Origin of the sequence: Zobellia laminariae, assembly GCF_030553095.1 — a bacterium.
Classification (GTDB): domain Bacteria; phylum Bacteroidota; class Bacteroidia; order Flavobacteriales; family Flavobacteriaceae; genus Zobellia; species Zobellia laminariae.
Window position 1 is genome coordinate 3,746,920 of record NZ_CP130738.1, and the last position, 24,473, is coordinate 3,771,392.

At 37.7% G+C, this 24,473-nt stretch carries 23 protein-coding genes; 10 read left to right on the plus strand and 13 right to left on the minus strand.

From position 1 onward, the window contains the following. Positions 1-92 precede the first annotated feature (92 nt). Positions 93-2,633 (plus strand): glycoside hydrolase family 2 TIM barrel-domain containing protein, encoded by a 2,541-nt coding sequence (locus tag Q5W13_RS17965; protein ID WP_304443935.1) that lies wholly within the window; start codon positions 93-95, stop codon positions 2,631-2,633. Between the two features lie 241 nt (positions 2,634-2,874). On the opposite strand, the gene Q5W13_RS17970 is transcribed toward Q5W13_RS17965, so the two are convergent. From Q5W13_RS17970 to Q5W13_RS17990, 5 genes are all read right to left on the minus strand, one after another. Next, positions 2,875-3,960, minus strand: coding sequence for a glycoside hydrolase family 117 protein (locus Q5W13_RS17970; protein ID WP_304443936.1), 1,086 nt, complete (start codon positions 3,958-3,960; stop codon positions 2,875-2,877). Between the two features lie 93 nt (positions 3,961-4,053). Next, positions 4,054-4,905, minus strand: coding sequence for an FG-GAP-like repeat-containing protein (locus Q5W13_RS17975; protein WP_304443937.1), 852 nt, complete (start codon positions 4,903-4,905; stop codon positions 4,054-4,056). 101 nt (positions 4,906-5,006) lie between these two features. Further along, a complete protein-coding gene (locus Q5W13_RS17980) occupies positions 5,007-6,737 on the minus strand; it encodes a VCBS repeat-containing protein (RefSeq protein ID WP_304443938.1) in 1,731 nt (576 codons plus the stop codon). An 11-nt stretch (positions 6,738-6,748) separates the two neighbouring features. Continuing rightward, on the minus strand, positions 6,749-6,895 hold the full coding sequence (locus Q5W13_RS17985) for a hypothetical protein (RefSeq protein WP_304443939.1): 147 nt from the start codon (positions 6,893-6,895) through the stop codon (positions 6,749-6,751). Continuing rightward, positions 6,874-7,434: an FG-GAP repeat domain-containing protein gene (locus Q5W13_RS17990; RefSeq protein ID WP_304443940.1), complete on the minus strand. Its 561-nt coding sequence runs from the start codon at positions 7,432-7,434 to the stop codon at positions 6,874-6,876. Before Q5W13_RS17990 ends, Q5W13_RS17985 begins: the two co-directional genes overlap by 22 nt. A 283-nt stretch (positions 7,435-7,717) precedes the next feature. Here Q5W13_RS17990 and Q5W13_RS17995 point away from each other — a divergent pair, with 283 nt between their 5' ends. The 7 genes from Q5W13_RS17995 to Q5W13_RS18025 all read left to right on the plus strand — a co-directional run bounded on the left by Q5W13_RS17995 (position 7,718) and on the right by Q5W13_RS18025 (position 15,435). Then, a complete protein-coding gene (locus tag Q5W13_RS17995; protein ID WP_304443941.1) occupies positions 7,718-10,300 on the plus strand; it encodes a SusC/RagA family TonB-linked outer membrane protein in 2,583 nt (860 codons plus the stop codon). Then, a complete protein-coding gene (locus Q5W13_RS18000) occupies positions 10,275-10,916 on the plus strand; it encodes a hypothetical protein (protein ID WP_304443942.1) in 642 nt (213 codons plus the stop codon). Before Q5W13_RS17995 ends, Q5W13_RS18000 begins: the two co-directional genes overlap by 26 nt. Before the next feature lie 18 nt (positions 10,917-10,934). Continuing rightward, the gene (locus Q5W13_RS18005) at positions 10,935-12,686 is read left to right on the plus strand and encodes a RagB/SusD family nutrient uptake outer membrane protein (RefSeq protein WP_304443943.1); all 1,752 of its coding nucleotides are present in this window, start codon (positions 10,935-10,937) and stop codon (positions 12,684-12,686) included. Between the two features lie 256 nt (positions 12,687-12,942). Then, the gene (locus Q5W13_RS25765) at positions 12,943-13,245 is read left to right on the plus strand and encodes a hypothetical protein (protein WP_304443944.1); all 303 of its coding nucleotides are present in this window, start codon (positions 12,943-12,945) and stop codon (positions 13,243-13,245) included. Next, entirely contained in the window at positions 13,202-14,242 is a 1,041-nt protein-coding gene (locus Q5W13_RS18015; protein WP_438364193.1) for an MFS transporter, read from the plus strand. The genes Q5W13_RS25765 and Q5W13_RS18015 overlap by 44 nt, the downstream gene beginning before the upstream one ends. 30 nt (positions 14,243-14,272) lie before the next feature. After that, entirely contained in the window at positions 14,273-14,980 is a 708-nt protein-coding gene (locus tag Q5W13_RS18020) for an enolase-like domain-containing protein (protein WP_304443946.1), read from the plus strand. Next, complete coding sequence (locus Q5W13_RS18025; protein ID WP_304443947.1) at positions 14,911-15,435, plus strand: enolase C-terminal domain-like protein; 525 nt, start codon at positions 14,911-14,913, stop codon at positions 15,433-15,435. Before Q5W13_RS18020 ends, Q5W13_RS18025 begins: the two co-directional genes overlap by 70 nt. A gap of 9 nt (positions 15,436-15,444) precedes the next feature. Here the strand turns inward: Q5W13_RS18025 and Q5W13_RS18030 are convergent, their stop codons facing one another. The 8 genes from Q5W13_RS18030 to Q5W13_RS18065 form a co-directional block, all read right to left on the minus strand. Further along, entirely contained in the window at positions 15,445-16,215 is a 771-nt protein-coding gene (locus Q5W13_RS18030) for a carbohydrate-binding family 9-like protein (protein WP_304443948.1), read from the minus strand. Between the two features lie 19 nt (positions 16,216-16,234). After that, positions 16,235-18,901: a DUF5107 domain-containing protein gene (locus Q5W13_RS18035; protein WP_368662310.1), complete on the minus strand. Its 2,667-nt coding sequence runs from the start codon at positions 18,899-18,901 to the stop codon at positions 16,235-16,237. Positions 18,902-18,977: 76 nt separating this feature from the next. Beyond that, on the minus strand, positions 18,978-19,538 hold the full coding sequence (locus Q5W13_RS18040; RefSeq protein WP_304443949.1) for a DUF5107 domain-containing protein: 561 nt from the start codon (positions 19,536-19,538) through the stop codon (positions 18,978-18,980). A gap of 112 nt (positions 19,539-19,650) precedes the next feature. Next, entirely contained in the window at positions 19,651-20,013 is a 363-nt protein-coding gene (locus Q5W13_RS18045; RefSeq protein ID WP_304443950.1) for a hypothetical protein, read from the minus strand. Between the two features lie 85 nt (positions 20,014-20,098). Further along, the gene (locus tag Q5W13_RS18050) at positions 20,099-21,373 is read right to left on the minus strand and encodes a phytoene desaturase family protein (RefSeq protein ID WP_304443951.1); all 1,275 of its coding nucleotides are present in this window, start codon (positions 21,371-21,373) and stop codon (positions 20,099-20,101) included. Between the two features lie 110 nt (positions 21,374-21,483). Beyond that, positions 21,484-22,170, minus strand: coding sequence for an SGNH/GDSL hydrolase family protein (locus Q5W13_RS18055; RefSeq protein WP_304443952.1), 687 nt, complete (start codon positions 22,168-22,170; stop codon positions 21,484-21,486). Between the two features lie 11 nt (positions 22,171-22,181). Continuing rightward, positions 22,182-22,652: a hypothetical protein gene (locus Q5W13_RS18060; protein WP_304443953.1), complete on the minus strand. Its 471-nt coding sequence runs from the start codon at positions 22,650-22,652 to the stop codon at positions 22,182-22,184. A 70-nt stretch (positions 22,653-22,722) separates the two neighbouring features. Next, a complete protein-coding gene (locus tag Q5W13_RS18065) occupies positions 22,723-23,007 on the minus strand; it encodes a hypothetical protein (protein ID WP_155596001.1) in 285 nt (94 codons plus the stop codon). A 231-nt stretch (positions 23,008-23,238) separates the two neighbouring features. On the opposite strand from Q5W13_RS18065, the gene Q5W13_RS18070 reads away from it, so the two are divergent. Both Q5W13_RS18070 and Q5W13_RS18075 read left to right on the plus strand, forming a co-directional pair. Beyond that, positions 23,239-24,270 carry a Gfo/Idh/MocA family protein gene (locus Q5W13_RS18070; RefSeq protein ID WP_304443954.1) on the plus strand — a complete coding sequence of 344 codons (1,032 nt, stop codon included), beginning with the start codon at positions 23,239-23,241 and terminating at the stop codon, positions 24,268-24,270. Continuing rightward, positions 24,257-24,379 carry a hypothetical protein gene (locus Q5W13_RS18075; RefSeq protein WP_304443955.1) on the plus strand — a complete coding sequence of 41 codons (123 nt, stop codon included), beginning with the start codon at positions 24,257-24,259 and terminating at the stop codon, positions 24,377-24,379. The genes Q5W13_RS18070 and Q5W13_RS18075 overlap by 14 nt, the downstream gene beginning before the upstream one ends. Positions 24,380-24,473: the final 94 nt, after the last annotated feature.

Here is a 24,473-nt window from a genome sequence, read left to right on the forward strand (position 1 = left end):
GAAAATATAAAAAGTAAATTTTTAGTAGTTAGCCCAGTTGTTATTAGCTTTTCAATTGGGCTTTTTTGATTCATATAGTAAACGATAAGCTTATGAAAAATTGTCTTTTATGTCTTACATTAATTGGTTATTTGTTAATCTCTTGCAATAATGATAATCCATCCAAAAACCATCTAGCACAGGTATCCACGGATTTTAATTTCAATTGGCAGTTTCAGTTGGTGGATACTACAGGGAATACAGCTGAATGGAAAAGTGTTAGGCTTCCACATGACTGGAGCGTTGAAGCTTCTTTTGATTCGATTAATGGAGAAGGAGCTACGGGGTATCTTCCCGGAGGTACGGGATTATATCAGAAAAAATTCCCACTTCAATTACAACCAGATGAGAAAGCATACATTTTGTTTGATGGCGTTTATAATAACTCAGAAGTAGTTTTAAACGGAGAAAAAGTTGGTATTCATCCGTATGGGTATTCTCCTTTTTACTTCGATATTTCATCTTATTTAAATACGGAAAAGGATTCGAATTTAATCGAGGTGAAAGTAGATAGAACCCGTTATGCAGATAGTCGCTGGTATACAGGTTCGGGTATTTATAGGGATGTAAAACTATTGGTGAAGAATAAATTGCACATACCTATTTGGGGTGTATTCGTGACCACCCCAAAAATAGAAGAGAAGACGGCAGAAGTATCTGTTTCAGTTCAAATTAAGAATGATTTTCCAGAGGATAAAAAAGTAGAACTGCGAACGGAGATTTACAATCAAGAAGGACAAAAGGTAAATGACGATACAACCCCTATTGAAACTCAAGGGAATAGCCAAACGGTTGCATTGCAGTCCGTGTCTATTGAAAATCCCGTTTTGTGGGATGTTGATAATCCTTACCGCTACAAAGCGGTAACTTCAATTCTTTATGAAGGTGAAATCATAGACCAGCAAGAAACTGTTTTTGGCGTGCGGTCCATCCGTTTTGATGCTAATGAAGGGTTTTTTCTAAACGGAAAGAATAGAAAAATTAAAGGGGTTTGCCTGCATCACGATGGCGGACTGGTAGGCGCTGCCGTTCCCGATGACGTATGGAGAAGACGTCTGGGGAAATTAAAAGAAGCAGGGTGCAACGCCATTAGAATTTCACACAATCCTGGTTCACAAGCATTTTTAGACCTGTGTGACGAAATGGGGTTTCTGGTTCAGGACGAGTTTTTTGATGAATGGGACAATCCCAAGGACAAAAGAAAAAACATGAACGAGCAGAGTGTAGATTATATTACCAGAGGCTACACAGAACATTTTCAAGAGTGGGCCGAAAAGGACTTAAAGAATACGGTTTTGGCTCATAGAAATCACCCAAGTATTATTCAATGGAGTATAGGGAATGAAATAGAATGGACATATCCACGAAATGCCGAAGCCACCGGTTTTTTTAATAATATGGGATGGCAGGGCAATTACTTTTTTTCAGAACCTCCGTATTCAGTAGAACAGATAAAAGAGAAGCTAAATACCTTGCCCAAAGAGAAATATGATATAGGGGAAACTGCGAAAAAATTGGCAAAATGGACGAGGGAATTGGATACTACACGATATATAACGGCTAATTGTATTTTGCCTTCTGCAAGTCATCTCTCTGGCTACGCCGATGTGCTGGACGTGGTGGGCTACAGTTACCGACGGGTGATTTATGATTATGGCCACAAGAACTATCCGAACAAAGTTATCATGGGAACCGAGAATCTTCCGCAATGGCACGAGTGGAAAGCGGTTATGGAGCGTTCGTTTATTTCTGGTCTTTTCCTTTGGACGGGAATTGATTATATGGGTGAATCTAATGGAGGTTGGCCCAAAAAGGGTACGCAAAGCGGGTTATTAAATCAAGCCGGTTTTGAAAAGACATCATATCATATGATGAAAACCTTGTGGAATGATGCTCCGCATTTGCACTTAACTACGCAGTCTTTGGAGAAATCAATCTATAAATTGAATGGTGCCGGCGAACCTGTAGAAAAGAAAGAGAACTCGTGGGAAAAAGCATTGTGGTTTTGGCATGAGACTAATGAACATTGGAATTATAGTGCTAATGAATCTACGGTAGTAGAGGTATACTCCAATTGTGATGAAGTGGAACTTTTTTTAAACGATGCTTCGGTAGGGAGAAAAAAGCTAGCGGATTTTGACGACCATATCTATAAATGGTCCGTTCCGTTTGCAGAGGGAGAATTAAAGGCTGAAGGTTATATTGATGGAAAAAAAGTAGATGCAATTGCTCAATTGAAAACAGCCAAAGAACCTCATGCTGTTCAACTTTCAGTGGATAAAAGTGAATTGTCTGCCAATGCCTATGATGTGGCCCATATAGTGGCTCAAATTATAGATTTAGATGGTAATCCGGTAAAACATATCAACTCAGAAATTTCTTTCTCTATTTCTGGAGACGTAAAATTATTAGGCGTAGATAATGGTTCGGCTAGGAATGTTCAGGATTATCAATCTACTGAAATTGTAACGGATAAAGGGCGCTGTCTTCTTGTAGTACAATCTAATTTTGATGCAGGAGATGTAACCATATCCGCAGAATCTGAAGGGTTAAAAACAGGTGGATTAATATTGAAGATTAAGGCCGATAAATAGCACAAGGTTATTACAAAAACAAAAGCCCAATTTCTAAGGAAATTGGGCTTTTGTTTATTTTGGAATTAAAGTTATTTCGACTGATTAATGCGCTTTCGTTGTTCATAGGTAAGCCCAAATTGGAAATAAATATCTGGGTGATTCAATATGTCGCTTTCTTTCATAAGCGGGTCGTCCACATCTAAACTAAGGTCACAATCAAACCTTGCAAAATAGCTATGGCTTTTACCTTCTGCTTTCCCTACATTTCTAAAATGGCAAAGTCCCCAAGAAATACCACGGCCATCTTTGGTGTTTGTAAATGCATCCGGAACGTATGGGTAGGTGCAATTGGCATTAACCCTGTAATAGCGGCCACTTCAAAATTAACTCCGTCTGGTGCGTATTGTATAGTATTGTGTTCTAGACCATGGCGACTTACCAATGCTGCAAGCCCTTTTTTAAAAGGGAAAAGCGCAGTCTCATGACCAGAATTTATAACCGGATTTAAAGGGTGTTTTTTGAAAGGGCCAAAAGGATTCTCAGAAATTGCAAGACCTTGAGCACGAACTTTAGGATTACCGCCCATCTCTCCTTTGTAGTAGATATATATTTTCCCGTCACGTACAAGTGGGTAAGGGTCATGAATTACATATTGATCCCATGAACCTTCGGGGCCATTATCAAGAACAATTTTGTTAGAAGGTGTCCAAGGGCCATTAGGAGAGTCTGCAACAGATGCTGCTACTGGACAATCGTCTCCTTTAGTTATATGGTGCCTTGGCATGTTTAAATAAGCTTGGTAATACAAGTAGTATTTTCCTTTGTAAACTAAAATGTCTGGTGTAGAGACGGAGCGCCAACCCGGGTTTGGTTTTTCAGTTCTTGTAACAGCAACACCTTGTTCTTTCCAAGTGAAACCGTCTTTACTTGTTGCATACCATATTTCTGATAAATCCCAGTCTCGGGAAGGTATAGTATCGTTTCCACCATTTTCATCAGGAGGAACACTGGTCTCACGATGTGTATACCAAAAATAATAGGTATCGTCTACTTTTATTACTTTACTAGCGTCTCTACGGGAAACTGTGCCATCGTGACCGTGGTAGTCAAAACCTTCTAAGGGAGTATATTTAAAGTTTGAAAAAAGCTCGTTGGACGTTACTTCTAGTCCGCCATACGTACCATCATATATACGCTCAAAGGCAGCACTTAATTTTCTGTCGGGCTTTTCCCTTGGTACGTTGCCATAAGGAAAATCTACTTGAACTATTTCTGGGGTTGTTGGTTTATTTTGGCTTTCTTCTTTTGTCTGGTTACAGGATATCAACAATGTTAATGATACCATGCTAAATAGGGTTTTCTTCATTCTTTAATTGGGTGAGTTTGGTTAGATATTAATTGTTAAGTTCTTCTTTGCTTCGACCGCTCAATACGTGTTTTAGTTATATTCTATAAGTTGCAAGTAGTGATCATTGTTACCAACCAGTATATTGGATTTATTACCCGTCTTAATAACTTTCATGTTTTTGACATCAAAAGGAGCGTAAAACCCACTTTGTGTGGCTGTAATTGGAGTAAAATCTCCTTTTCCGTTGCCCTTAAGAAATAGACCTACGCCGGCATCGTTCCGTGGAGTTTCAATCTCGGAGGTAAATAAATTTCCGGCAATCAGTAAGTCCTTATGGCCGTCTTTATCAAAATCTTCTGCGAGGATGGTGTTTATGCTAGATACTTGCGCCAGTTTTGGTAGCTCGTGTAGTTGAAATGATTTCCCATCAATATTTTCAATATAATAGGACGCAAAAGTATATGCGGATAAGTGAAGAGCATTGTTTAATTGGTCTCCATAAATGTCCTGTAAATCAGAATCTCCAAAAGATTCAAAAGTGGGAAATTTAGAGTCTAACTCTGGTATTTGCTCAACGGAACAAGACCGTCCTCTAATGGGGTAAACTTCGCCTTCTTCAAAATAACTAAGGACAATATCTTGTTTTCCATTTTTATCAAAATCCGCACTATGCACTTGAAAAGGATGTTCAGGTGATGCTTTATATTTATAATTCAAACCCAGATTACCTACTATGAAATCATCATCACCATCATCATCCATGTCTGCTTTGGTAACATTATAATACCATCCATCGGTTTTTTCTAAACCTTCCATTAAAGCGGGTTCAAAAGTTCCGTTTTCGGTCTGTAAAAATGTGGTAATAGGCATCCATTCACCCACAATAATCAGGTCTAGTTTTTCATCATAATTTATGTGTGCCCATTGAGCGGATGTCACCATACCAGGTTTTTAAAACCAGGTGCTTTAGCAGCTGTTACGTTTTTTAGATATCCATTTTCATTTTGTAATAAAGTACTATGGGCAGGTGAGGGGTATTTGCCTTAAGGTATTTGTCTACCGCTTACAAACAAGTCTACATCTCCGTCATTATCATAATCCGCAGGAATAACTTGTGAGCCACTATCCAAATATTTTGGTAGTCTACTGCTATCTTTTTTAAAATAGCCTGTTCCATCGTTAATGTATATTCGGTCTTGGAGGTTTTTACTATTTTCCTGAAATTCGTACCCACCACTAACAACAAATAGGTCTTGGTCACCATCATTATCAATATCAAAAAAGACACTGCCTAAGTCTTCGGACATTTTATCGATTAGAAAATTTTGTTGTAGTATTGAATCAAAATTACCCCTAGTGTTTTGAACGAATAACACTCCGCTTTTACCCGAAGCCCCACCAACGTAAAAATCCTCCAGTCCGTCCGAATTAACATCTGCTACAGCTATAGTTGGTCCAAATTGAGACATCTTGTGTGGCAAAAGAACTTGTTTCTGGTAATCGTCAAATTCATTTTCTGTATGCTTGTACTTTAGATTTTTTTTGATTGTTTTCTCACTGAAAATAGGCTTGATAAGAATATTTGAAGTATTTACAAATTCTTCGTTTTTCTGATAAATATCTAACGACTGATTTGAGCGAACATTTTTAAGCTCACTTATTTGGCCGTTAGGCCATTGAATCCTGATTTTTTCAATTTCTTTCAAGGTGCTAACTCCAAAATGCGCCGTATTTTCACTTTTGGACATATAACCACGTACATTGGTTACTTCTATGGTCTGCCAAAGATCGGTGTCCTTATAAAGAGAAACTTTACTGCTTAAAGCTTCAGTCTGTGAAGTGGGGTGCAGGTTGAGTCTAAGATAGTTTCCAATATTCTTCTCTACCGTATGATTTTTATAGATGAATGCCTTTTCGTCTATATTATTTATAACAAGGTCTAAATCTCCATCTTGATCTAAATCTGCGTATGCCGCACCATTGGATAAGGTTTCAAGTTCAAATCCCCATTCTTTATTTTGTTTGGTAAAAGTGATGTCACCGTTATTTTTGTAAACATAGTTCTGAAGCTTGTCTTCTGGAGCAATTTTGGTCAACGCCAAAATATCTACTACATCTTCAAATTTTTTATTTGTCTTTTTTGCAACCTTATCAATGCTATCTAAAATACGTTCGTACTTTTTATTTACATCACTATTACGCATGTTCCGCTTAATGCCATTGGTAACAAAAATGTCTTTTAGGCCATCATTGTCAAAATCGGCAATTAATGGTCCCCAACTCCAATCTGTATTGGATACGCCTGCCATTTGTGCAACATCGCTAAAAGAGCCATTGCCATTATTTCGTTGTAGCGTGTTAAACATGTATTGGTAATGCCCACCTTCATTAACCATGTTCCAGAAATTTTCTGGATTCATACCGCCCATATTAGTTTTGATACGTTTATGGTCTTCAGCAACCATATCCAACACCATAATATCTAGGTTGCCGTCATTATCAAAATCGGCAATATCAGTACCCATACTAAAATTGGAAATGTGTTTAAAGTGATTTTTCAGGTCTTCTTTAAATCCTCCTTTTTGGTCATTTATATAATAAAAATCCGGTTCATTATAGTCGTTAGCAACGTACATATCTTGCCAGCCATCATTATTAAGGTCTCCCACAGCTACGGATAAACCAAAGGCCATGTTCTCTGTTTTGGTAACGGGAGAAACTTCAATAAAACCAATGTTCTTCCCCAAGTTTCGGTAGAGTTTATCACTATACATAGGGTTGGAGCCTATTCGTCTCTTTTTACCGCCTTGTCTATTACCATACCAGGAGGTTGGTTTATTACATAAAGGTCAAGAAGTCCATTTTTATCATAGTCTAGAAAACTCGCCTGAATTGAATAGCCCTTATCATTCAAACCATAATGCGCAGCCATTTATGGAATGTACCTTTGCCAGAATTTATGTATAGTAAATTGGCACTCTTGTCTCTGTTGCCTTGTTCGTTTTTGCATATGTAGATGTCTTGGAACCCATCTCCATTTACATCTGCAAATGTGACACCGGTAGACCAGCTATCACTTTTTAGAATGCCAGCCGTATCAGTGACATCTTCAAATAGCATATCTCCTTTATTAAGGTATAATTTGTCATGTACCTGATTGCCGGAAAAATAAATATCGGGTAGGCCATCATTATTTATATCACCAATAGCTACACCTGCACCAGTAACAAAATTTTCATTTACTAGGTGGTTTTCCTTCGCGGTTTCTTTTAAGGTATTTGAAAAATGTATGCCCGAATCTTTTGGGTCTACTAAGGTGAATAATGTCTTCGCCTCATCTATCGGTTTCTGTTCTGTTTTATCACAAGAAAATAAAAACAAAAGCAAACAACCGAGTAATCCCAAACTCCATTTCGTTTTCATGGAATCCAAAGCAATAAACGCTACATCTTTTACAGAGAAACTAAACATAATAGGGTTTGTGTATTAATGGTCAAAATACGGAAAGACTCTTAACAGAATGGGTAATATAAGTTCATGCTCAGGTAATTACAGGTCATAAAAAACCAAGTGACCTATAATTACCCGATTTTGACCATTTATTGCCGAGTCCTAACTAGCACAATATACTTTCTTTGACAATATAATTATTGATTCCTCATCAGAGAAAGGTTTTTAAAGTGAAAATCCTAATTTTTTAATCCAATTTCTGTTGTTTGGTCAAAATACTAACTAACAAAAAACAGGCATGATTATGAAAGAATGTTTATTCAAACAACTCACAAAACACAAACATTGGTTATTGTTTGGGCTTATGTTGACTTGTGCTTCTATTGGATTTGCACAAGACTCTAATGTAAGTGGAACTATTACCGATGAACTTAATCAACCCATGTTCGGGGCAAATGTTCTAGTAAAAGGAACAACCAACGGGGTAGTAACAGACTTTGATGGAAACTTCTCCCTTGCAGCAAAAACAGGAGATGTTTTGGCTATATCTTATACCGGATATACTACTAAAGAAGTAACTGTAGAAAGTGGCACAACTATTAATGTACAGTTGCAACCAGATTCCCAATTATTGGACGAGGTTGTGGTAATTGGTTATGGCTCCAGAAAAAAGGCAGATGTAACTGGTGCAGTAAGTACGGTAAAGACCGCATATATAGAACAACAAGCATCATCTGATGCAACTAGAGCACTCCAAGGTAGTGCTGCTGGTGTAACGGTAAATGCTTCTGCAAGACCAGGGCAAAATGCTCAGGTAAGAATTCGTGGTTTAGGTACTATTAACGGAAACGGACCTTTGTATGTTGTAGATGGAGTTTTTGGTGCATCGCCACCACCAACAAGCCAAATTGAATCTATGCAGGTATTAAAAGATGCTTCTTCTACTGCTATTTACGGTTCAAGAGGTGCAAATGGTGTAATCTTAATAACCACCACAACGGGTAGAAAAGCGCAACCAGCCAAAATAGACATCAACTTAAGGAGCGGTATGGGTACGTCTACCTCTAGATATGATTTAGTTACCGATCCTAATTTAATCGGACAACAAATTTGGTTGGAACAGACCAATGATGGTATTGCTCCAAATCACGCGCATTTTAGCTTTGATCCTAATAATATTCAAGCAACTCAAGTAAATGATTATTTGTTTCCAAACGGAGCATCTAATGGTGATGCATCAACAAATCCGGCATTATACGACCAAGTAAATTATCCGATTACTAAAACTAATCAAGAAGGAACGGATTGGATGGAAGAGTTGTATCAACCTGCATTAATACAAGATTTTGTATTGTCTGTATCAGGAGGTTCAGAAAAAACAACGTATGCTTTAAGTGCCAATTATTTTAAAGAAGAGGGGATATTACGAGACAATTCTTATAATAGATATGCTATACGTGCCAATATAGATTCTCAAGTAAAGGATTGGTTAAAAATTGGTGAACGTTTAGGGGTTACCTTAAGTGAATCTAAAGGGAACACTGTTGGTTTTAATAGCATTATTGAGACTAGCCCTTTAATTCCTGTTAGAGATATTGCTGGAAACTATGCCGGTGGTGTTGTAGGTGGCGGATTAAATGATGGTCCAAATCCTGTGGCAAACAACTTTAGAGAGCGCAAGGATAAGAGAACAACTTTGAATGTAACAGGTAATGTTTTTGTAGAGATTAAACCGGCTAATAACCTAACGTTCAAATCTCTTTTAGGGTATAACATGAATTGGTATTCAAATCATGACCCTAGGTTTGCAGATTTAGAGAATACCAATGGTACGGCAGGACATACATTAACAGAGACTAGAGGAGATAATTTAACGTGGAACTTTACCAACACTTTAAACTACACTAAGACTTTTAATGATGTACATAAACTAGATGTTTTATTAGGAACGGAATCTACAAGGTTTAGATATGACCAAATTGCCGCAGGTAGAGAAAGTTTTATTTCTACTGATGATGATTTCTTTATTCTTAGTTCAGGGTCGGAAAACCAAACGAATAGTGGCGAAGCTGCTGCATGGGCTCTAAACTCATATTTTGGCCGTTTGTATTATTCATATGACGATAAGTACATGATAGAGGCCACGGTTAGACGTGATGGTTCTTCTAGGTTTGGTGCTAATAATAGATGGGGTAATTTCCCGGCTATCTCTGGTGGATGGGTTGTTTCTAGAGAAAACTTCTTGGCCGATAGCAGTTGGTTAAACTACTTAAAACTACGTGCTGGTTGGGGACAATCTGGTAATGACCAAATAGGGAACTATAATGGTTTCAGTACTTTTAGTTCAGACTTAGGTAGCTCATTTTACGGTTTAGGTGGTGCTGATGGCATAATTAAACAAGGGTTCCAATCTTCAGCTATAGGAAATCCTGATGCTAAATGGGAGACTACTACTTCTACAAACTTTGCTGTTGATGCAACATTGTTCAATCGTGTTAATCTTACGGTAGATGTTTGGAACAAGGATACAAAAGATATGTTATTCCCTATTGCTATACCAGCAGTAGAAGGATTTGCAACTGCACCAAGTGTAAATATCGGAACCATGGCAAACAAAGGTGTTGATATAGAACTAGGTTATAGAGGCGGTGGAACTGAAGAAGGAGATTTCAAATATAACGTGGGTGTTATTTTCTCAACTTATAAAAATGAGGTTGAGTCTTTGTCTGAAACAGATGGTGAATTTATTGTTGGTAGAAACCAAAGGGCTCAGACGTATTCTAGAGTAGAGACAGGTACTGCATTTCCTGAATTTTACGGGTATGTTGTAGAGGGAATTTTTCAAACTCAAGGGGAGGCAGATGCACCCGGAAAATGGTACGTATAACCAGTATGGAAACTTGAAAATTAAAGATGTTGATGGTAGTGGAGATATTACTCCAGACGATAGAACCTACATTGGTAATCCAAATCCGGATTTTACAGCAGGACTTAATTTAAGTATGGAGTATAAAGGTTTTGATTTCTCTGCTAGCTTCTATACTAGCCAAGGTAATGATGCTATTAACTATTACAATAGATTTACTAGATACGGACTTTTTCAAGGTCCTAAGAGTCCAGATAGATTGTATAAGTCTTGGGGAAGCCCATATTTAGAGAACAATGCTGATGCCGTATTGCCAAAAGCATCTTCTCAGACAAGTTTTGAGCAAAACACCCATTCAGATTTAGTTGAAGACGCCTCATACATTCGTTTGCAAAATGCGCAAATAGGCTTTAACGTACCAAACAAAATTTTAGATAAAATGAGTCTGGCTTCTATGAGAATCTATGTAATGGGTACCAACCTGTTCACCATATCGGATTACTCTGGTTTAGATCCTGAAATTGCTTTATATGACGATCCAGACTCAGGTTTTTCAAGTGATATCGATAGAGGTTTAGATTTGGGTACTTGGCCATCGCCAAGACAGATCATATTTGGTCTTAATATCTCATTATAAAATAAAAAATTGAAAAAGATGAAAAATAATATATTTATAAAAACCGGATTGCTTGCTACGGTTATGGCCCTATCCTGGTCATGTGGAGAGGAGTTTCTTGAGGAAAAGCCCAAAGGAGCGGTAAGCGAAGAAATATTGACAACTGAAAATGGGGTAGATCTTCTCCTTGTTGGCGCGTATTCTAGATTGGATGGATATGCTGCCGGAGAAGCAGGAGGTCAAGGAGAGGCATCTGCTATGAACTGGGTCTGGGGAGATGTTCCTTCCGATGATATGCACCGTGGTGATCAAACGGGTGGCTGGAGTCCTATCAACCTTATAGAAAGATATGAAGCTGATGCTTCTAACCCTTGGTTAGATGGATTGTGGGCAGCAAACTATGATGCAATTGCTAGATCAAATGATGCAATTAGAGTTTTGAAAAAAGCGGGAGATAATGTGGAGCCTGCCGTAGCTGTTCAACTAGAAGCTGAAGCACGTTGGTTAAGAGCTTGGTACCATTTTCAACTCCGTAGTAAGATTGAGAAAATACCATATATTACCGATGATGTAGTTGCTAAGGAAGTAACTAACAGTGAAGAAGTTTGGGATAATATAGAAGCTGATCTTAAATGGGGTATTGATAATGGTATGGCCGAAGAAGTTGAAATAGGTCGGGCATCTCGTTGGGCAGCCAAAGCACTTTTGGCTCGTGTTCATATGTTTCAACAAGAATTTACGGAAGCAAAACCTTATTTAAATGACATTATTGATAATGGCCCATTTCAATTAATGGATCATTACTATGATAATTTTGATGAAGAAAAACAGAACAATGCAGAGAGTATTTTAGAAGTTCAGTACACTGTGAATGATGGAGCAGGAGATGCCAATAGTGGTGCCGATCATAGAACTTTGTTTCCTAGAGGTAGTGATATTGGGTCTTGTTGTGCATACAGTGCACCAAGTTTTGACCTGTTCAATGCTTTTAAAACAGATGCAGATGGTTTACCATTGTTCGATACTTTTCAGGACGATTTACTTTTAGAAGATTACGGTGTTCTAGATACCGAACCTTTCACGCCAACTGCTGAGTCACTTGACCCTAGAGTAGATTGGACTATTGGTAGAAGAGGTATTCCATTTTTGGATTGGGGACCAATGTCCGGTAGTGATTGGATGTTAGATCAAGCTGGTATGGGGCCTTTCTTGAACAAGAAAATCATGTTCTATAAGAGAAATAAAGGGGTTATTTCCATTTCAAGTCCTACTTGGTCAAATGGTCTTAACGGTAATAATCTACGCATATTCAGATTAAGCCATGTTATCTTATGGCGAGCAGAGGTGGCTATGGAAGAAAACGACCTTGGTTTGGCTAAAGACTTGGTAAACGAAATTCGCGAGCGTGCTCAAGATGATTTGGTAATGGGGAAAGTAAATAACACCACTTTTGAAAGTGGATATGAGTTAGACATAGATGAAGATCAGCCTGCAGCTAATTATAATTTAGGTCTGTACGCATCTTTTCCAAATCAGGACTACGCTAGAAAAGCAATTTATCACGAAATGCGTTTGGAATTTGCTTTAGAAGGAATGCGTTTTCAAGACTTGGTACGTTGGGGAATTGATGAGCCAACTATTAGTAAATATTTACAATCTGAATTAAGTGATGGTAAACTTCCTTGGTTGCAAGGGGCAAACTATACAGATGGTCAAGATGATCATTGGCCTGTACCGCAAACACAAATTGATTTACAGCAAGGAATATTAGTACAAGATCCAGCCTATTAAAAAGGATATAAAATAAACTAGTTGAGTTAGTTGTTTGTAAACGGCAGCAGGGTATTTGATCCTGTTGCCGTTTCTTTTTAGTATCAACTTTTACAACTAATAAAAATTAATAATGTTTCTACACTTTAGAATACAATTATTAATTGTTATATTGACACTTTTTAAATTTAAGTAGGATATTTCGTCTTGCTTATTTCATGAAAAAATAACAGAATAACAACCGACCGTTTAATTAAGAAATAATACAACTAAGTAAATGACCAATTTAAATCAAGCCTCAAATTCTACGAAGAAACGTTATAATATATTGGCCATGGTTTTCATTACCGTGGTTATTAATTATCTAGATAGAAGTAATATCTCTGTTGCAGCTTTTGCAATGAAAGAAGATATGGGACTTAGTAACGTGCAAATGGGTTATGTGTTTTCTGCCTTTGCTTGGACGTATGCTTGTCTGCAAATTAGGAGGAATCATAGCGGACAAATTTCCTACCCGAATATTGTATTCTATAATGATGGCCTTGTGGTCTGTGGCAACCCTTATACAAGGTATGGTTAGCTCATTTGGTGCTTTAATTGGCCTAAGAGCTAGTATTGGAATATTTGAAGCTCCTTCTTATCCAATAAATAATTTAGTAGTTACTAGGTGGTTTCCAGAAGATGAACGAGCATCTGCAATTGCTATATATACATCCGGTCAATTTTTGGGCCTTGCTTTTCTAACCCCTGTTTTAGTGGCGATCCAAAGCTATTTTGGATGGAGAGGTCTCTTTGTTATTTCAGGTATTATAGGCCTTGTATGGGCAGCAATTTGGTATTTTTTCTATCGTAATCCGCAAAATCACAAATCTATAAATAAAGCTGAGCTTGATCATATAGAAAAAGGTGGTGGACTTATTGGTAAAAATGACGTTAAGAAAGAAGAGAAGAAAAAGTTTGATTGGAATGATTTCAAGCAAGCTTTCATTTATAGAAAACTTTGGGGACTTTATATTGGTCAATTCTGCTTGGGAGCTACAACTATATTTTTCCTCACTTGGTTTCCAACGTATTTGGTGGAGTTTAGGGGATTAGATTTTCTAAAATCTGGATTCTTGGCTTCAATACCTTTTTTAGCAGCTTTCTTTGGAGTGCTTCTGTCCGGTTTTTCATCTGACTATTTAATTAAGAAAGGGTATTCCGTTGAAATCGCAAGAAAGACACCTATCATCATTGGTATGCTTTTATCTACTTGTATTATTGGAGCGAACTATACAGATAGTACTTTCTTTGTAATACTGTTTTTAGCTTTAGCCTTTTTTGGTAATGGTTTGGCAAGTATTGCTTGGATATTTATTTCTCTAATGGCACCTAAAAAACTAATAGGACTTACCGGTGGGGCGTTTAATTTTATTGGAGGTCTAGCAGGTGTAGTTGTACCGATTGTAATTGGTTATTTGGTGGAAGATGGGGATTTTAGTCCTGCTCTCTTTTTCATAGGAGGCATAGCGCTACTTGGCTTTATATCTTACACTTTTATTGTAGGCAAGGTTGAACGTATTGTACCAAAAAAATAATAAACACTAAACATAGTAAATAGGCATTTTATGAAAATATCAGCTATTAAAACTTTCCCTATAAATGTAGGTTTTGGAAGTCAGCTAGTCATTAAGGTTGAAACAGATTCAGGAATATATGGATGGGGGGCTTCTGGTCTTTCCGGTAGAGAATTGGCCGTTATTGGTGCAATTGAACACTTTAAAGGTTTTTTAATTGGCAAAGATGCGCGAAATATTGGGGCGCTTTGGCAAGAAATGTACCGTGGTCAATATTTTGAAGGTGGACGTGTACTTACGGCAGCTATTTCAGCTATAGATATAGCTCTCTATGATATAAAAGGAAAAGCTTTGGGCGTTCCCGTATATGAATTACTGGGAGGCAAACACAGAGATTATGTAGACTGTTTTGCTTCGGTTCGTTTTAGAACTAGAGAAGAGCTTTTTGAGTATTCCAAAACCTGTATCAAAGAAGGTTGGACGATGTTGCGCTTGGCTCCTGCAGAATTTGAAGCAGAAGGAGATAAGGAACTTTTTGAACCGCGACAATCCATTGCTACAATCGCCGAATGGCTTACCGACCTTCGTAAAGAAGTAGGCTCAGCTATAACCATAGGAATTGATTACCATACAAGACTTACGCCGGCACAGACGTATTCTTTTATAAACCGGATGCCACTTATGGAACTTTGGATTATATTGAAGAACCTATTCGTGATGAAAATCCTGAAGCCTACGAGAACCTTAGGAAAATGGTAGATATTCCTTTTACGATAGGTGAAGAGTTTTCTAGCAAATGGCAATTTTTACCATTTTTGGAGCGAAACTTAACTCAATATGCACGAATAGACATTTGTAATGTTGGTGGAATTACCGAGGCTATGAAAGTAGCTAGTTTGGCAGAAGCTCATTACATAGATTTGATGCCGCATAACCCACTAGGACCTATTTGTACAGCAGCTACCATTCATATGGCTGCAGCTTGTCCTAACTTTGGTTGGTTGGAAGAAATGAATACGCCTGCACAGTATATGGGTACGGATGCTCCAGAGTTTTATCCTGTACGACCTATATTGGACGGACCTACTTATCCTGTATTGGATACTCCGGGACTAGGAGTTGAGTTTAATGAAGAATTGGCACTAAAACATACTTTTAAACCAATTGAAATACCAAGATTACGTCGTAAAGATGGTTCATTTACCAACTGGTAATCAAATATATTATTCAACGAATTCCATTAAACCAAAACGGTTGGCTTGGTGTACATTTTTAGAAATGTCATAAATAGGAAATATCGTTGAAGTAGACCGTCTGTCGCCCTCGGCATCATTTCGGTCTTGTCTTATAGCAAGGAAAGCCCATTTGTTTCCGGGTTCAATTGCAACAACTTTACCAAGCTCACCAAAGTTTGAATAGGGGATGGCCATTTCCATGGTCCATCCCTTATCAATATCAGAATTATCGTTTATAGTTCCATCATAGGTAACTTCAACCTCAAAGTCTGGGTTGAAAGTTTTGTAAACCACATCTTTTCCCTTTACATAATCGTTAAAAAAAATGAAGTCGTTCACGGCCTTGTTCAGGTTTAGTTCATATCCAAAATGAGTGTCTAAACTATCTGGCGCAGTAATAAAGAATATTTCGGCACAGTCATCTAAGTAAGGTTGTCCGTCTCTTTTGGTTTCCCTAGCCGTAATATATTGGTCTTCCATTTCAAAAAATACATAGAATTTTTCTTTACCCCAGAGCATCCTAAAAGTCGATTTTTGCTGGTCCGTAGGCATGTCAACCCTATAAAAATAATCCAATGTTCTAGCTTCTGTTTTTGACCAACTTGCTTCATCCATTTTGCCATCAATAACTATGGGTTCACTCACCTTGGAAACCTTAAAAACGGGCTGTTCACCTAAAGAAAGTTTCTTTTCCTGCTGTGCAAATACAGAAGTGGATAGAAAGCATAAAGCGATTAAAATTTTGGTGTTCCGAAACATATATTTTGAGTGATTCATATTAATTTTGAATCATAACTTTGGCCCACAGATTGTTTTTGTAAATGTCTAGAGCCTTTTGTAATTCTTTCTTTGATTCATCTGTATTTCCCAGTCCAGCATTCCCCAATGCTTCCAGATAGTAAGAGTTGGAGATGAATTTATTGTTCGTGGCAGAGGCTTCTTCAACCGCAACTAACGTATTACCGTTGCCACTCTCACGCATACCGTTCCCTTTTGCAATTAAGCTCTGGAACATGGACTTGGCTTTCTCTGAATCACCCAATTTCTCAAGAGATTTTCCCTGAAAGAAGATAAGGTCGTTCATACCTCTTCCGTTTTGGGCAGCAACACTTTTTTGAAAACTAGATTTTGCTTTTTTGGCATCGCCCAGTTGCTCATAAGCTTCACCCATATAATAGTAAATCATGGCATTCTTTTCATCATGGGTAGGTTTACCTACTTCAAGATTTTCTGGATAAAGCAATGCACGCTCTAAATGGGTAATAGCATCTTGTGGCTTTTTATCAGCGATCAATTGCTTAGCTTTTAAAGTATGTGCATCTACATAATGCCAATAGGTTTCTCTACCGCCTTCCCAGGTTCTAAAATGATGTTTGTCTAAAAACGCAATAGCCTTATCGTAATCACCTGCTAGGTTCAGTAATTCTACGTAAGTTTTAGGTGCGTCTACGTCTTGTCTTACAATATCAAGATTGCTCTCTAGGATTTCAAGATTCTTTCTAAAATCGGCATCCGATTCATCGTAGTATTTAGAAAGCTCTGAATACCAAAGCGGATTTGAATTGTCTAGCGAAATTGCTTTGGTCATAAAATCTATAGCTTGTGAAGGATTCTTTTGGTGATAGAATGCTCCAAATGCTAGATTACGCCAAACCATAGGAATGCTAGTATCTATAGCACCGGCCTTCTCCCAATACTTTATAGCATCATCTGGTCTTTTGTCATAAAGTAGATTACCAAAAAGATAAAAAGTAGTGGCGTTATTGGTATCAATCTCAAGTGCTTTATTTAAAACAGTTTCGGTTTCCGTACGATACGGAAAAGCATAATCTAGGGATGCATTTTTTGCTTTAGCCAAGGCTTCTTTCGCTTTGCTAGAATCAGCTGCTTCAGTATAAAACCAAGCTTTGTAATAGTGCACAAGCGGACTAGATACATTCTTCACGTCAGATAACAGCGTAATACCATCCTCGGTAAGACCTGCGTTCATGTAATTCGTAGCAATTTCCAGATAATTGTTCTCTGGGTTTTGCATGTTGTCTTTCCAGGCTTCCATTGAACTATTACCTTTGGCCAGTTCCATTTCATAAAGGACTGAAAAATCTAAAGGGTCATAAGCAATCTGCTGCTCTAGAAGAGTCACGGCTTCGCTTTGGCGGTTGAGTTTACGGAGTAAAGCGGCATACAATACTACAATTCTACCATCGCGATTATTTGTAGTATAGGCTTCTTGGACGTATTCAAGTGCTTTTTGATAGTTTCCTTTTGTGCTTTCAATTTGTGCCAATTTAAAATTACCAGAGGAGAACCATTGGTAGTACCAAGCTGATCTTGCCAAATTGGAATACGCTTCCTCTTCATGACCTAATGCTTGGTGTGTTAAACCCAAATAATAGAATATTTCACCTTCTTTGGGCTGATAGTATTTTACTTTTAATTTATCTGCTGCGGTTTGTAGATATTTTAATGCCTCGTCATATTTGGTTTGATTGAATTTACGCATACCTAAAGCGAGATTCGTACGGTAATCGTTTGGTGATATTTCCAAAGCGGCTAAGTAATAATCGTCTGGTTCAATGCCCGGTCTTCTAAATTGTTCTACAAAACGTCCTGCTAGGTAAAGGTCTTCAACAGTTTTGAGCTCTTCCGGTTTCTTTACTTTCTCTTGAACTTCTGGAAGTTGTGGAGTTTTTGGTTTGTAGGGTGAATATGAAATAAGTTCGTTTCCTTCTGCATCTTGAATAAGGGCAGTTAGTTGATACTCATCTAAAGCTTTTCTGTTTTTATAAGTAGATGTAAAAGGGTTTGCAGGATCAATATCTATCGTTTTTCCCTCTAAAACAGTATCATCATTTTTTAGAATAACTTTTGCTCCTTTAAAATCTTTGGTAGTGTTGAATCCGTAAAATACAGTTTTTACATTTCGCATTTGAAGCGTAACGGAAGCATCGGTATTTGAATTCTTAACCACCTCTAAATCTCGAACAGGATACCAGTAATTTTTTGCGTCTTTAGCGGAGTGGGGGAGAATCCAATTATAATCCGGTTGATTATTAGAAAATGTACCCGTCATCAGTTCTACATACGCCTTTCCGTCATCCGTTAATTTTCGTCTTGCATTTTGTCCTTGTAATCCTGGACCAAATTGCCAAAGTTTTGAAGCGTTGTTCTCAAAGGGATTCCCTACGTGAACGGTTCCTGCTTTTTGTCCGTAATCATATCCTCCTATAAATCCTTCTTTAATGTCCCACATAAAAAATGAAACCGGATTAGGATGATTCTTCCACCAAGTTAAGTCTACACCTTCTTCATAACTGGTACGCCCATAATCATCGGTTTTATTGGATAAAGGCCAATTGATAAAGCTACTGTTGTTGTGATACACTCCAATCTCTTGACTAGGAGGCCAGAACGTTCTAAAATCATCGTTTGCCGTTATAGCCACATTGGCCCAAAAAAGAAAAGTAGTAGTAACATCACTAGTATTATTAATGCGATAATCAACCTCTATATAGGAACGATTATGGTCTTAAGGTCATGCCTATAACGCCTCGCATATCTCTAGTTTTTTCGGTTTCTCCGATCCAAACTGTGGCGCTTCCGTCTTCGTTAGTTATCATTCTATAATCACTAGGAAGCATGGTAGTTGTGCGGTGGTGATGCGGAAAACACCATTCTATTCCTCCAGAAACCCAAGCACCCAACGTACCAATTAAATCTGGCTTTATTACGCTGTTGGTATGAAACAATTCGTGTCCGTTGGTTTTGTCAATAGCCGAAAAAAGACGGCCTCCAAAGGCAGGTAACACCTTTACAAGAATATATTCATTTTCTAGGTAGACCATGTCATAAGTGACATCTACCAAAGAATCGCCTAATTTGGTTTGTGATGCGTACGGATATACTTTACCCTGTGCGCCTTGAACTCCACGGCCGTTGTAGAAAATGGGACTCAATTCATCTACACCAATTTTATAGGTTGGAATGGTTTCTTGACCTTCGTAAACTTTTACTTGAGCCTGAAGTTGAGAAAAGCAAAGAAAGAGCAGTAATGCTGAAAGAAAACGATTTTGGTTTGGCATAATTTGTCTGTATTATAGTATTCTTCTTAAATCTAAGAAGTATTACTATAATACAGTATAACAAATGGTCTGGCGAGTATAATAAATTGTAAAAAGTGACTTAGTATACATTTTATGTATTAATCTCTTCGCTTTTGTTTTTTGCCCTAGCTGTTTTCACCGCTATTTTTTTCAACATCCATTCTGGATAATCCGTAGCATCCTCAGCTTCGTAGATTCTTATATGTTGGTCCTCTTGTGGTTTTTTGAGCTCATCCGGGTCACATTTTAAAATTTGAGCCGCGGTATCCACGCCTGAGTGTGAAACTCCTGCCACACCATGGGAAAGAATGCTAGCTCCGCATAAATAGAGATTCTCAATTTCACTTTTTGCCTTGTAGGCAAACGGACCAATATGTTTTAGGCTTTTTTCGGTGCCGTAGATATTACCGTCCGTGGTATTAACGTAATATTTGTTGGTCAAAGGTGTTCCCAAGTCTTTTTGAATGATGTGTTTACTGATACCATAATAGCATTTTCTAATCCGTTTATCATTTTTTGCATCAACAATTCTTTGAAATCTAAGTACTCTTGCGAACGCTCCTGATTTTCATCTTTAAACTTTTCAAAAGCCTTATAGTCAACCATAGGGTAATGGCTTCTATACTATGATGTTTTCCGTCAAAACTAGAAGGGTCTTTTAAAGTGGTACAGCTAATGAACATTCCCTCAAAAGCATCTCCTTTTGAAATATCAGATTCTAACATGCTATCGTAAAACTCGTCTGTATCCTTATTGGGCATCATCCAAATATTACCGGAGTCTAGACCAGCTTTTCGCAAGTCCATATCAACAATCAGAAACAACATTAATGAGGTGCTGGAATATTTTGTTTTGGCAAGTTTTTGCTGAAATTTAGCACTGAGATTTTCTCTTCCTACCAAATCATTATACGTAATACCTACATCTGCATTGGAAACAATAGTATCCGCATAAAGTTCTTGTCCATTTTCCAGAACAACCCCAACAGCTTTTTTCCTTTGGTCGCCTTCCAGAATTATTTTTGTAACTGCCATACTAGTGCGTAGTTCTCCTCCATGTTTTTTAAGCGTATTGGTCATCGCTTTTATGAGCGCACCGCCGCCACCCATGGGGTAATATCCACCTTGAAAATAGTGGTACATTAATGCACTATGCAATACAAAAGGAACCTTTTTTGGCTGAACACCGTGATCCCCACACTGTATGTTCAATATGTTTTTTAAAAGCGGATTTTTTATATGCCACCCTATTACTTTCCTTACGCTAAACATCCCATATTTACCAAAATGTTTGGTTTTAAAGGGGATGGTCAGTTTTTGCCAGAATCCTTTAAAATAGGGCAGGGAGTAAAGTTCTTCACTTACCTTTCTAATAAGGTTAAGGTATTTGTGAATCTGTTTTTTGTCATTAGGGAAACGAGCGGAAAGACGTTCAATAAGCAAATTAAAATTGGCCGGAAAATCGAATCGTTCTTTACCAATACGAACATGTTCGTACGCATCAGGATTCATTCTAAAAAACACCAGCTCGTTAGCAATGCCCAGACCTCTATACAAATCATTGGTGGCCTCACCTTCGGCCATTAATCCAACATAATGAACGCCAGGAGTAAATCGGTGTCCGTTTAAGTAAAAACTATGGCACCAACCATAAGGCACATCATGTTGCTCCAGTACCAAAACTTTTTTGCCAGCTCTAGCCAAACAAATAGCCGTAGCCAAGCCACCCGCTCCAGAACCTATGATTATAGAATCGTATGTATTGGGTTGGTTCTTGGTATCTGTTGAACCGGAATCTTGAACTGTTTCTTGCATTCGCAGGATTATAGAATGATAATAAAAATAGAATCACTATCGAAGATATGCATAAAAACAGAAATCACTTTTTATGCTAAAGCCCTATTTTAAAATTGGTATGCTACTTTTTAATTTTGTAAAGCTTCGGCAATAGCCTTTTCTACCAGAGGTTCCATTACTTTATAACCTTCAACAGTAGGATGTACGCCATCATTGGCATATTTTTTTGGCAAACCGTTACGTTCATCTGCCATAGCAGAAAAATAGTCAAGATAAATATGACCTTTTTCTTCGGCGTACGCTTTAATCATTTTGTTTAGATCAACAATTTTTTGAGCAGGCTGCATCTCTGGTTTCCATGGATATTTGGAAGCGGGCAGGCTAGAGGACAAAATTACTTTTATGTCGTTTGCGGTTGCTAAATCTGCCATAGATTTAATGTTATCCATAATCATTTCTAATGTTGAAGGCCCTGTATTTCCTGCTATATCATTTGTACCTGCCAGTAAGACCACTACTTTAGGCTGAAGTTTAATGACGTCCGGTCTAAACCGAACGAGCATTTGCGGTGTAGTCTGTCCGCTGATTCCTCTGTTCACATAAGGTTTGTCTGCAAAAAACTCAGGTCTGGAATCAATCCATCCAATAGTAATGGAGTTGCCCATAAAAACCACTCGGTTTTCATTAGCGGTTGGTTTTGACAGTTTGGTGTTATCTTCTTGAAACTGACTCAAATTTGGCCAATCCTGTCCCTTTATTCCATTAATTATTCCTAGTCCCATTAATAAAGCAAGTAATGTTGGTTTGAGTTTCATTCTTTAGGTAATTATCTATTGGTGTTCTTAAATTCTTTTTTGTCTTCTATGGTCAAGGGCACATCTTCTATGAACTTTTTTTGATTGGGTTTTTGCATAAAAAGATACACGACCAAGAAAATTGCAATGACCAAGAAAAGTGCATTCCCGTTAAAACCATAGGCAATTATGGCAAGAAAGGCAGGACCTTCTATAAACGCATATTTTACAATAGATGCAGCTTGGTACTTTGCCAACTTCAATGTAAGGGTATCTGTTCTATCTATGGTAAGCAATTGCTTTTTGAACATAAATTGACTCATGAAATAACCAAAAGCGGCCACTACGGGTATCACATAAATAAAGACATCTTTGGGGTCTGCATTGGCAACGAAAGTTCCGTTATTAACAAATTTAAAAATCCCAAAGGCAAGAATACCGCCTACTAGAGCTAGATGAATTATAGATAAAGTCTTAAGAGATTCGGAAGGTTTTGCCGCCATTAATTTTGAAGTTTAGCTGTTTATAAAGGTAGCCTTTCAACCGGAAAGATAAAAATTAATTGAGCAGTCGTTAATTTACGATGAACCAGTATATATAGTAGAGAATACAAAATGTTATTACCAATGATAGGATATAAATCATTAGCTCAATACGAAGATTATTTTGATGCTGTTTTTTAATACTCTCTTTAAGCACGGCCCATTCTTTAGCATCTAGCTTTTTAAATTCAACTTCTGTTTTACTTACCCCATTTTTGTAGAGTTCGCGTAAGTCTTTGAATTTACGTTTCTTAAGAAGAGCTCTGTTTTGCTTTAAACTGCTTATGGCATGCGCCATGAATCCTTCACCTGCCATAATTTAGTTTTACTCGATAATCGAGATTAAATGATTCGAGGTTTGACTCGAAATCAAAGTGTATTCCTTTTAATGCCTCGTGGGCTTGCCCTGAGGTAGTTTACCTATATGTATAGGTTTTAGCATAAATGTTACAAATTGATTCTTCTTTAGTAGCGATCTTAAAGGATGGTAGAAGAGGAATCTAATTTATATGTATTTTAGGAGAGGAAATTTTAAAAGGAACAAATAATGAAAAATATATCAAGAAGAAGCTTTAATACAAAACTATCGCAAGGCATAGCCGGGACCGCTCTTTTGAGCAGTATTGGTTTGGGATATGGATTTTCTTCAGGAAAGGATAAAAAGAAACTGGGTATAGCTTTAGTAGGTTTGGGAAGTTATAGTGGCGGACAATTGGCACCAGGATTACAAGATGCTGAAAATTGTTATTTGGCAGGGATTGTTACGGGAACTCCGGCAAAAGAAAAGGAGTGGATGGAGAAGTACAACATTCCTAAAAAGAATGTATACAACTATGAGAACTTTGATTCCATTGCTAAAAATAAAGATATTGATATTGTTTACGTAGTGCTTCCTAATAGCATGCACGCGGAGTTCTGTATTCGCGCAGCAAAAGCCGGTAAACATGTAATCTGCGAAAAACCAATGGCAGTTAGCGTTGAAGAATGCGACGCTATAATTAACGCTTGTAACGAGGCTGGCGTGAAATTGTCTGTTGGCTATCGTATGCAATCTGATCCGTATACCAAAGAAATTAAACGCTTGGTAAAGGAGAAACCGTATGGAAGTGTTCGTTACGTATCTTCTGATGCGGGTTATATATCCGGAGGAAACCCAGACCAATGGCGTTTAAACCATGCGCTTTCCGGTGGTGGTGCTTTGATGAATATGGGCGTATACTCTATACAGAGTAATATATATGGAACGGGACAAAATCCTATTTCTGTTTCTGCACAGGAATTTAGTTCAAGACCGGAATATTTTAAAGATACGGATGAAACTATTACCGCACAGATGGAATTTCCAAATGGGGTAGTAGGCAATTTATATACCTCGCATAATGCGAATGCTAACCGACTATTTGTTTCATTTGAAAAAGGCTGGGCAGAGCTAAACCCTTGCCATAATTACGGACCTTTGGCCGGACGCACATCAGACGGGAAAGAAATAAAGTTTCCGCATCAGAGTATGCAAAAGCTTCAGATGGATGATTTTGCAAAGCACATTATGTTAGGAACAACAAACTATGCACTTATATGAAATGGGCAAACGAGATATGATTATTGTGGAAGCTATTTATAAATCTATTAAAGAAGGTGGAAGCAAGGTTGCACTAGACTTAGGAGATATGGGAATTGTAAGACAGTAAACTATTACGTAATATATAGATTTGAAAGGGACGGTTTTAAACCGTCCCTTTTTTTGAACTCTAAAGAACTGGAATATAGATTTTTGTCTGAAGT

What these genes read in the sequence shown, in the direction of transcription:
- Q5W13_RS17965 (WP_304443935.1), top strand. Translation starts at nt 93, where the DNA reads ATGAAAAATTGTCTTTTATGTCTTACATTAATTGGTTATTTGTTAATC.
- Q5W13_RS17970 (WP_304443936.1), bottom strand. Translation starts at nt 3,960, where the DNA reads ATGGTATCATTAACATTGTTGATATCCTGTAACCAGACAAAAGAAGAA.
- Q5W13_RS17975 (WP_304443937.1), bottom strand. Translation starts at nt 4,905, where the DNA reads ATGGTGACATCCGCTCAATGGGCACACATAAATTATGATGAAAAACTA.
- Q5W13_RS17980 (WP_304443938.1), bottom strand. Translation starts at nt 6,737, where the DNA reads ATGTATAGTGATAAACTCTACCGAAACTTGGGGAAGAACATTGGTTTT.
- Q5W13_RS17985 (WP_304443939.1), bottom strand. Translation starts at nt 6,895, where the DNA reads ATGGCTGCGCATTATGGTTTGAATGATAAGGGCTATTCAATTCAGGCG.
- Q5W13_RS17990 (WP_304443940.1), bottom strand. Translation starts at nt 7,434, where the DNA reads ATGTTTAGTTTCTCTGTAAAAGATGTAGCGTTTATTGCTTTGGATTCC.
- Q5W13_RS17995 (WP_304443941.1), top strand. Translation starts at nt 7,718, where the DNA reads ATGAAAGAATGTTTATTCAAACAACTCACAAAACACAAACATTGGTTA.
- Q5W13_RS18000 (WP_304443942.1), top strand. Translation starts at nt 10,275, where the DNA reads ATGCACCCGGAAAATGGTACGTATAACCAGTATGGAAACTTGAAAATT.
- Q5W13_RS18005 (WP_304443943.1), top strand. Translation starts at nt 10,935, where the DNA reads ATGAAAAATAATATATTTATAAAAACCGGATTGCTTGCTACGGTTATG.
- Q5W13_RS25765 (WP_304443944.1), top strand. Translation starts at nt 12,943, where the DNA reads ATGACCAATTTAAATCAAGCCTCAAATTCTACGAAGAAACGTTATAAT.
- Q5W13_RS18015 (WP_438364193.1), top strand. Translation starts at nt 13,202, where the DNA reads ATGGCCTTGTGGTCTGTGGCAACCCTTATACAAGGTATGGTTAGCTCA.
- Q5W13_RS18020 (WP_304443946.1), top strand. Translation starts at nt 14,273, where the DNA reads ATGAAAATATCAGCTATTAAAACTTTCCCTATAAATGTAGGTTTTGGA.
- Q5W13_RS18030 (WP_304443948.1), bottom strand. Translation starts at nt 16,215, where the DNA reads ATGTTTCGGAACACCAAAATTTTAATCGCTTTATGCTTTCTATCCACT.
- Q5W13_RS18040 (WP_304443949.1), bottom strand. Translation starts at nt 19,538, where the DNA reads ATGCCAAACCAAAATCGTTTTCTTTCAGCATTACTGCTCTTTCTTTGC.
- Q5W13_RS18050 (WP_304443951.1), bottom strand. Translation starts at nt 21,373, where the DNA reads ATGCAAGAAACAGTTCAAGATTCCGGTTCAACAGATACCAAGAACCAA.
- Q5W13_RS18055 (WP_304443952.1), bottom strand. Translation starts at nt 22,170, where the DNA reads ATGAAACTCAAACCAACATTACTTGCTTTATTAATGGGACTAGGAATA.
- Q5W13_RS18060 (WP_304443953.1), bottom strand. Translation starts at nt 22,652, where the DNA reads ATGGCGGCAAAACCTTCCGAATCTCTTAAGACTTTATCTATAATTCAT.
- Q5W13_RS18065 (WP_155596001.1), bottom strand. Translation starts at nt 23,007, where the DNA reads ATGGCAGGTGAAGGATTCATGGCGCATGCCATAAGCAGTTTAAAGCAA.
- Q5W13_RS18070 (WP_304443954.1), top strand. Translation starts at nt 23,239, where the DNA reads ATGAAAAATATATCAAGAAGAAGCTTTAATACAAAACTATCGCAAGGC.
- Q5W13_RS18075 (WP_304443955.1), top strand. Translation starts at nt 24,257, where the DNA reads ATGCACTTATATGAAATGGGCAAACGAGATATGATTATTGTGGAAGCT.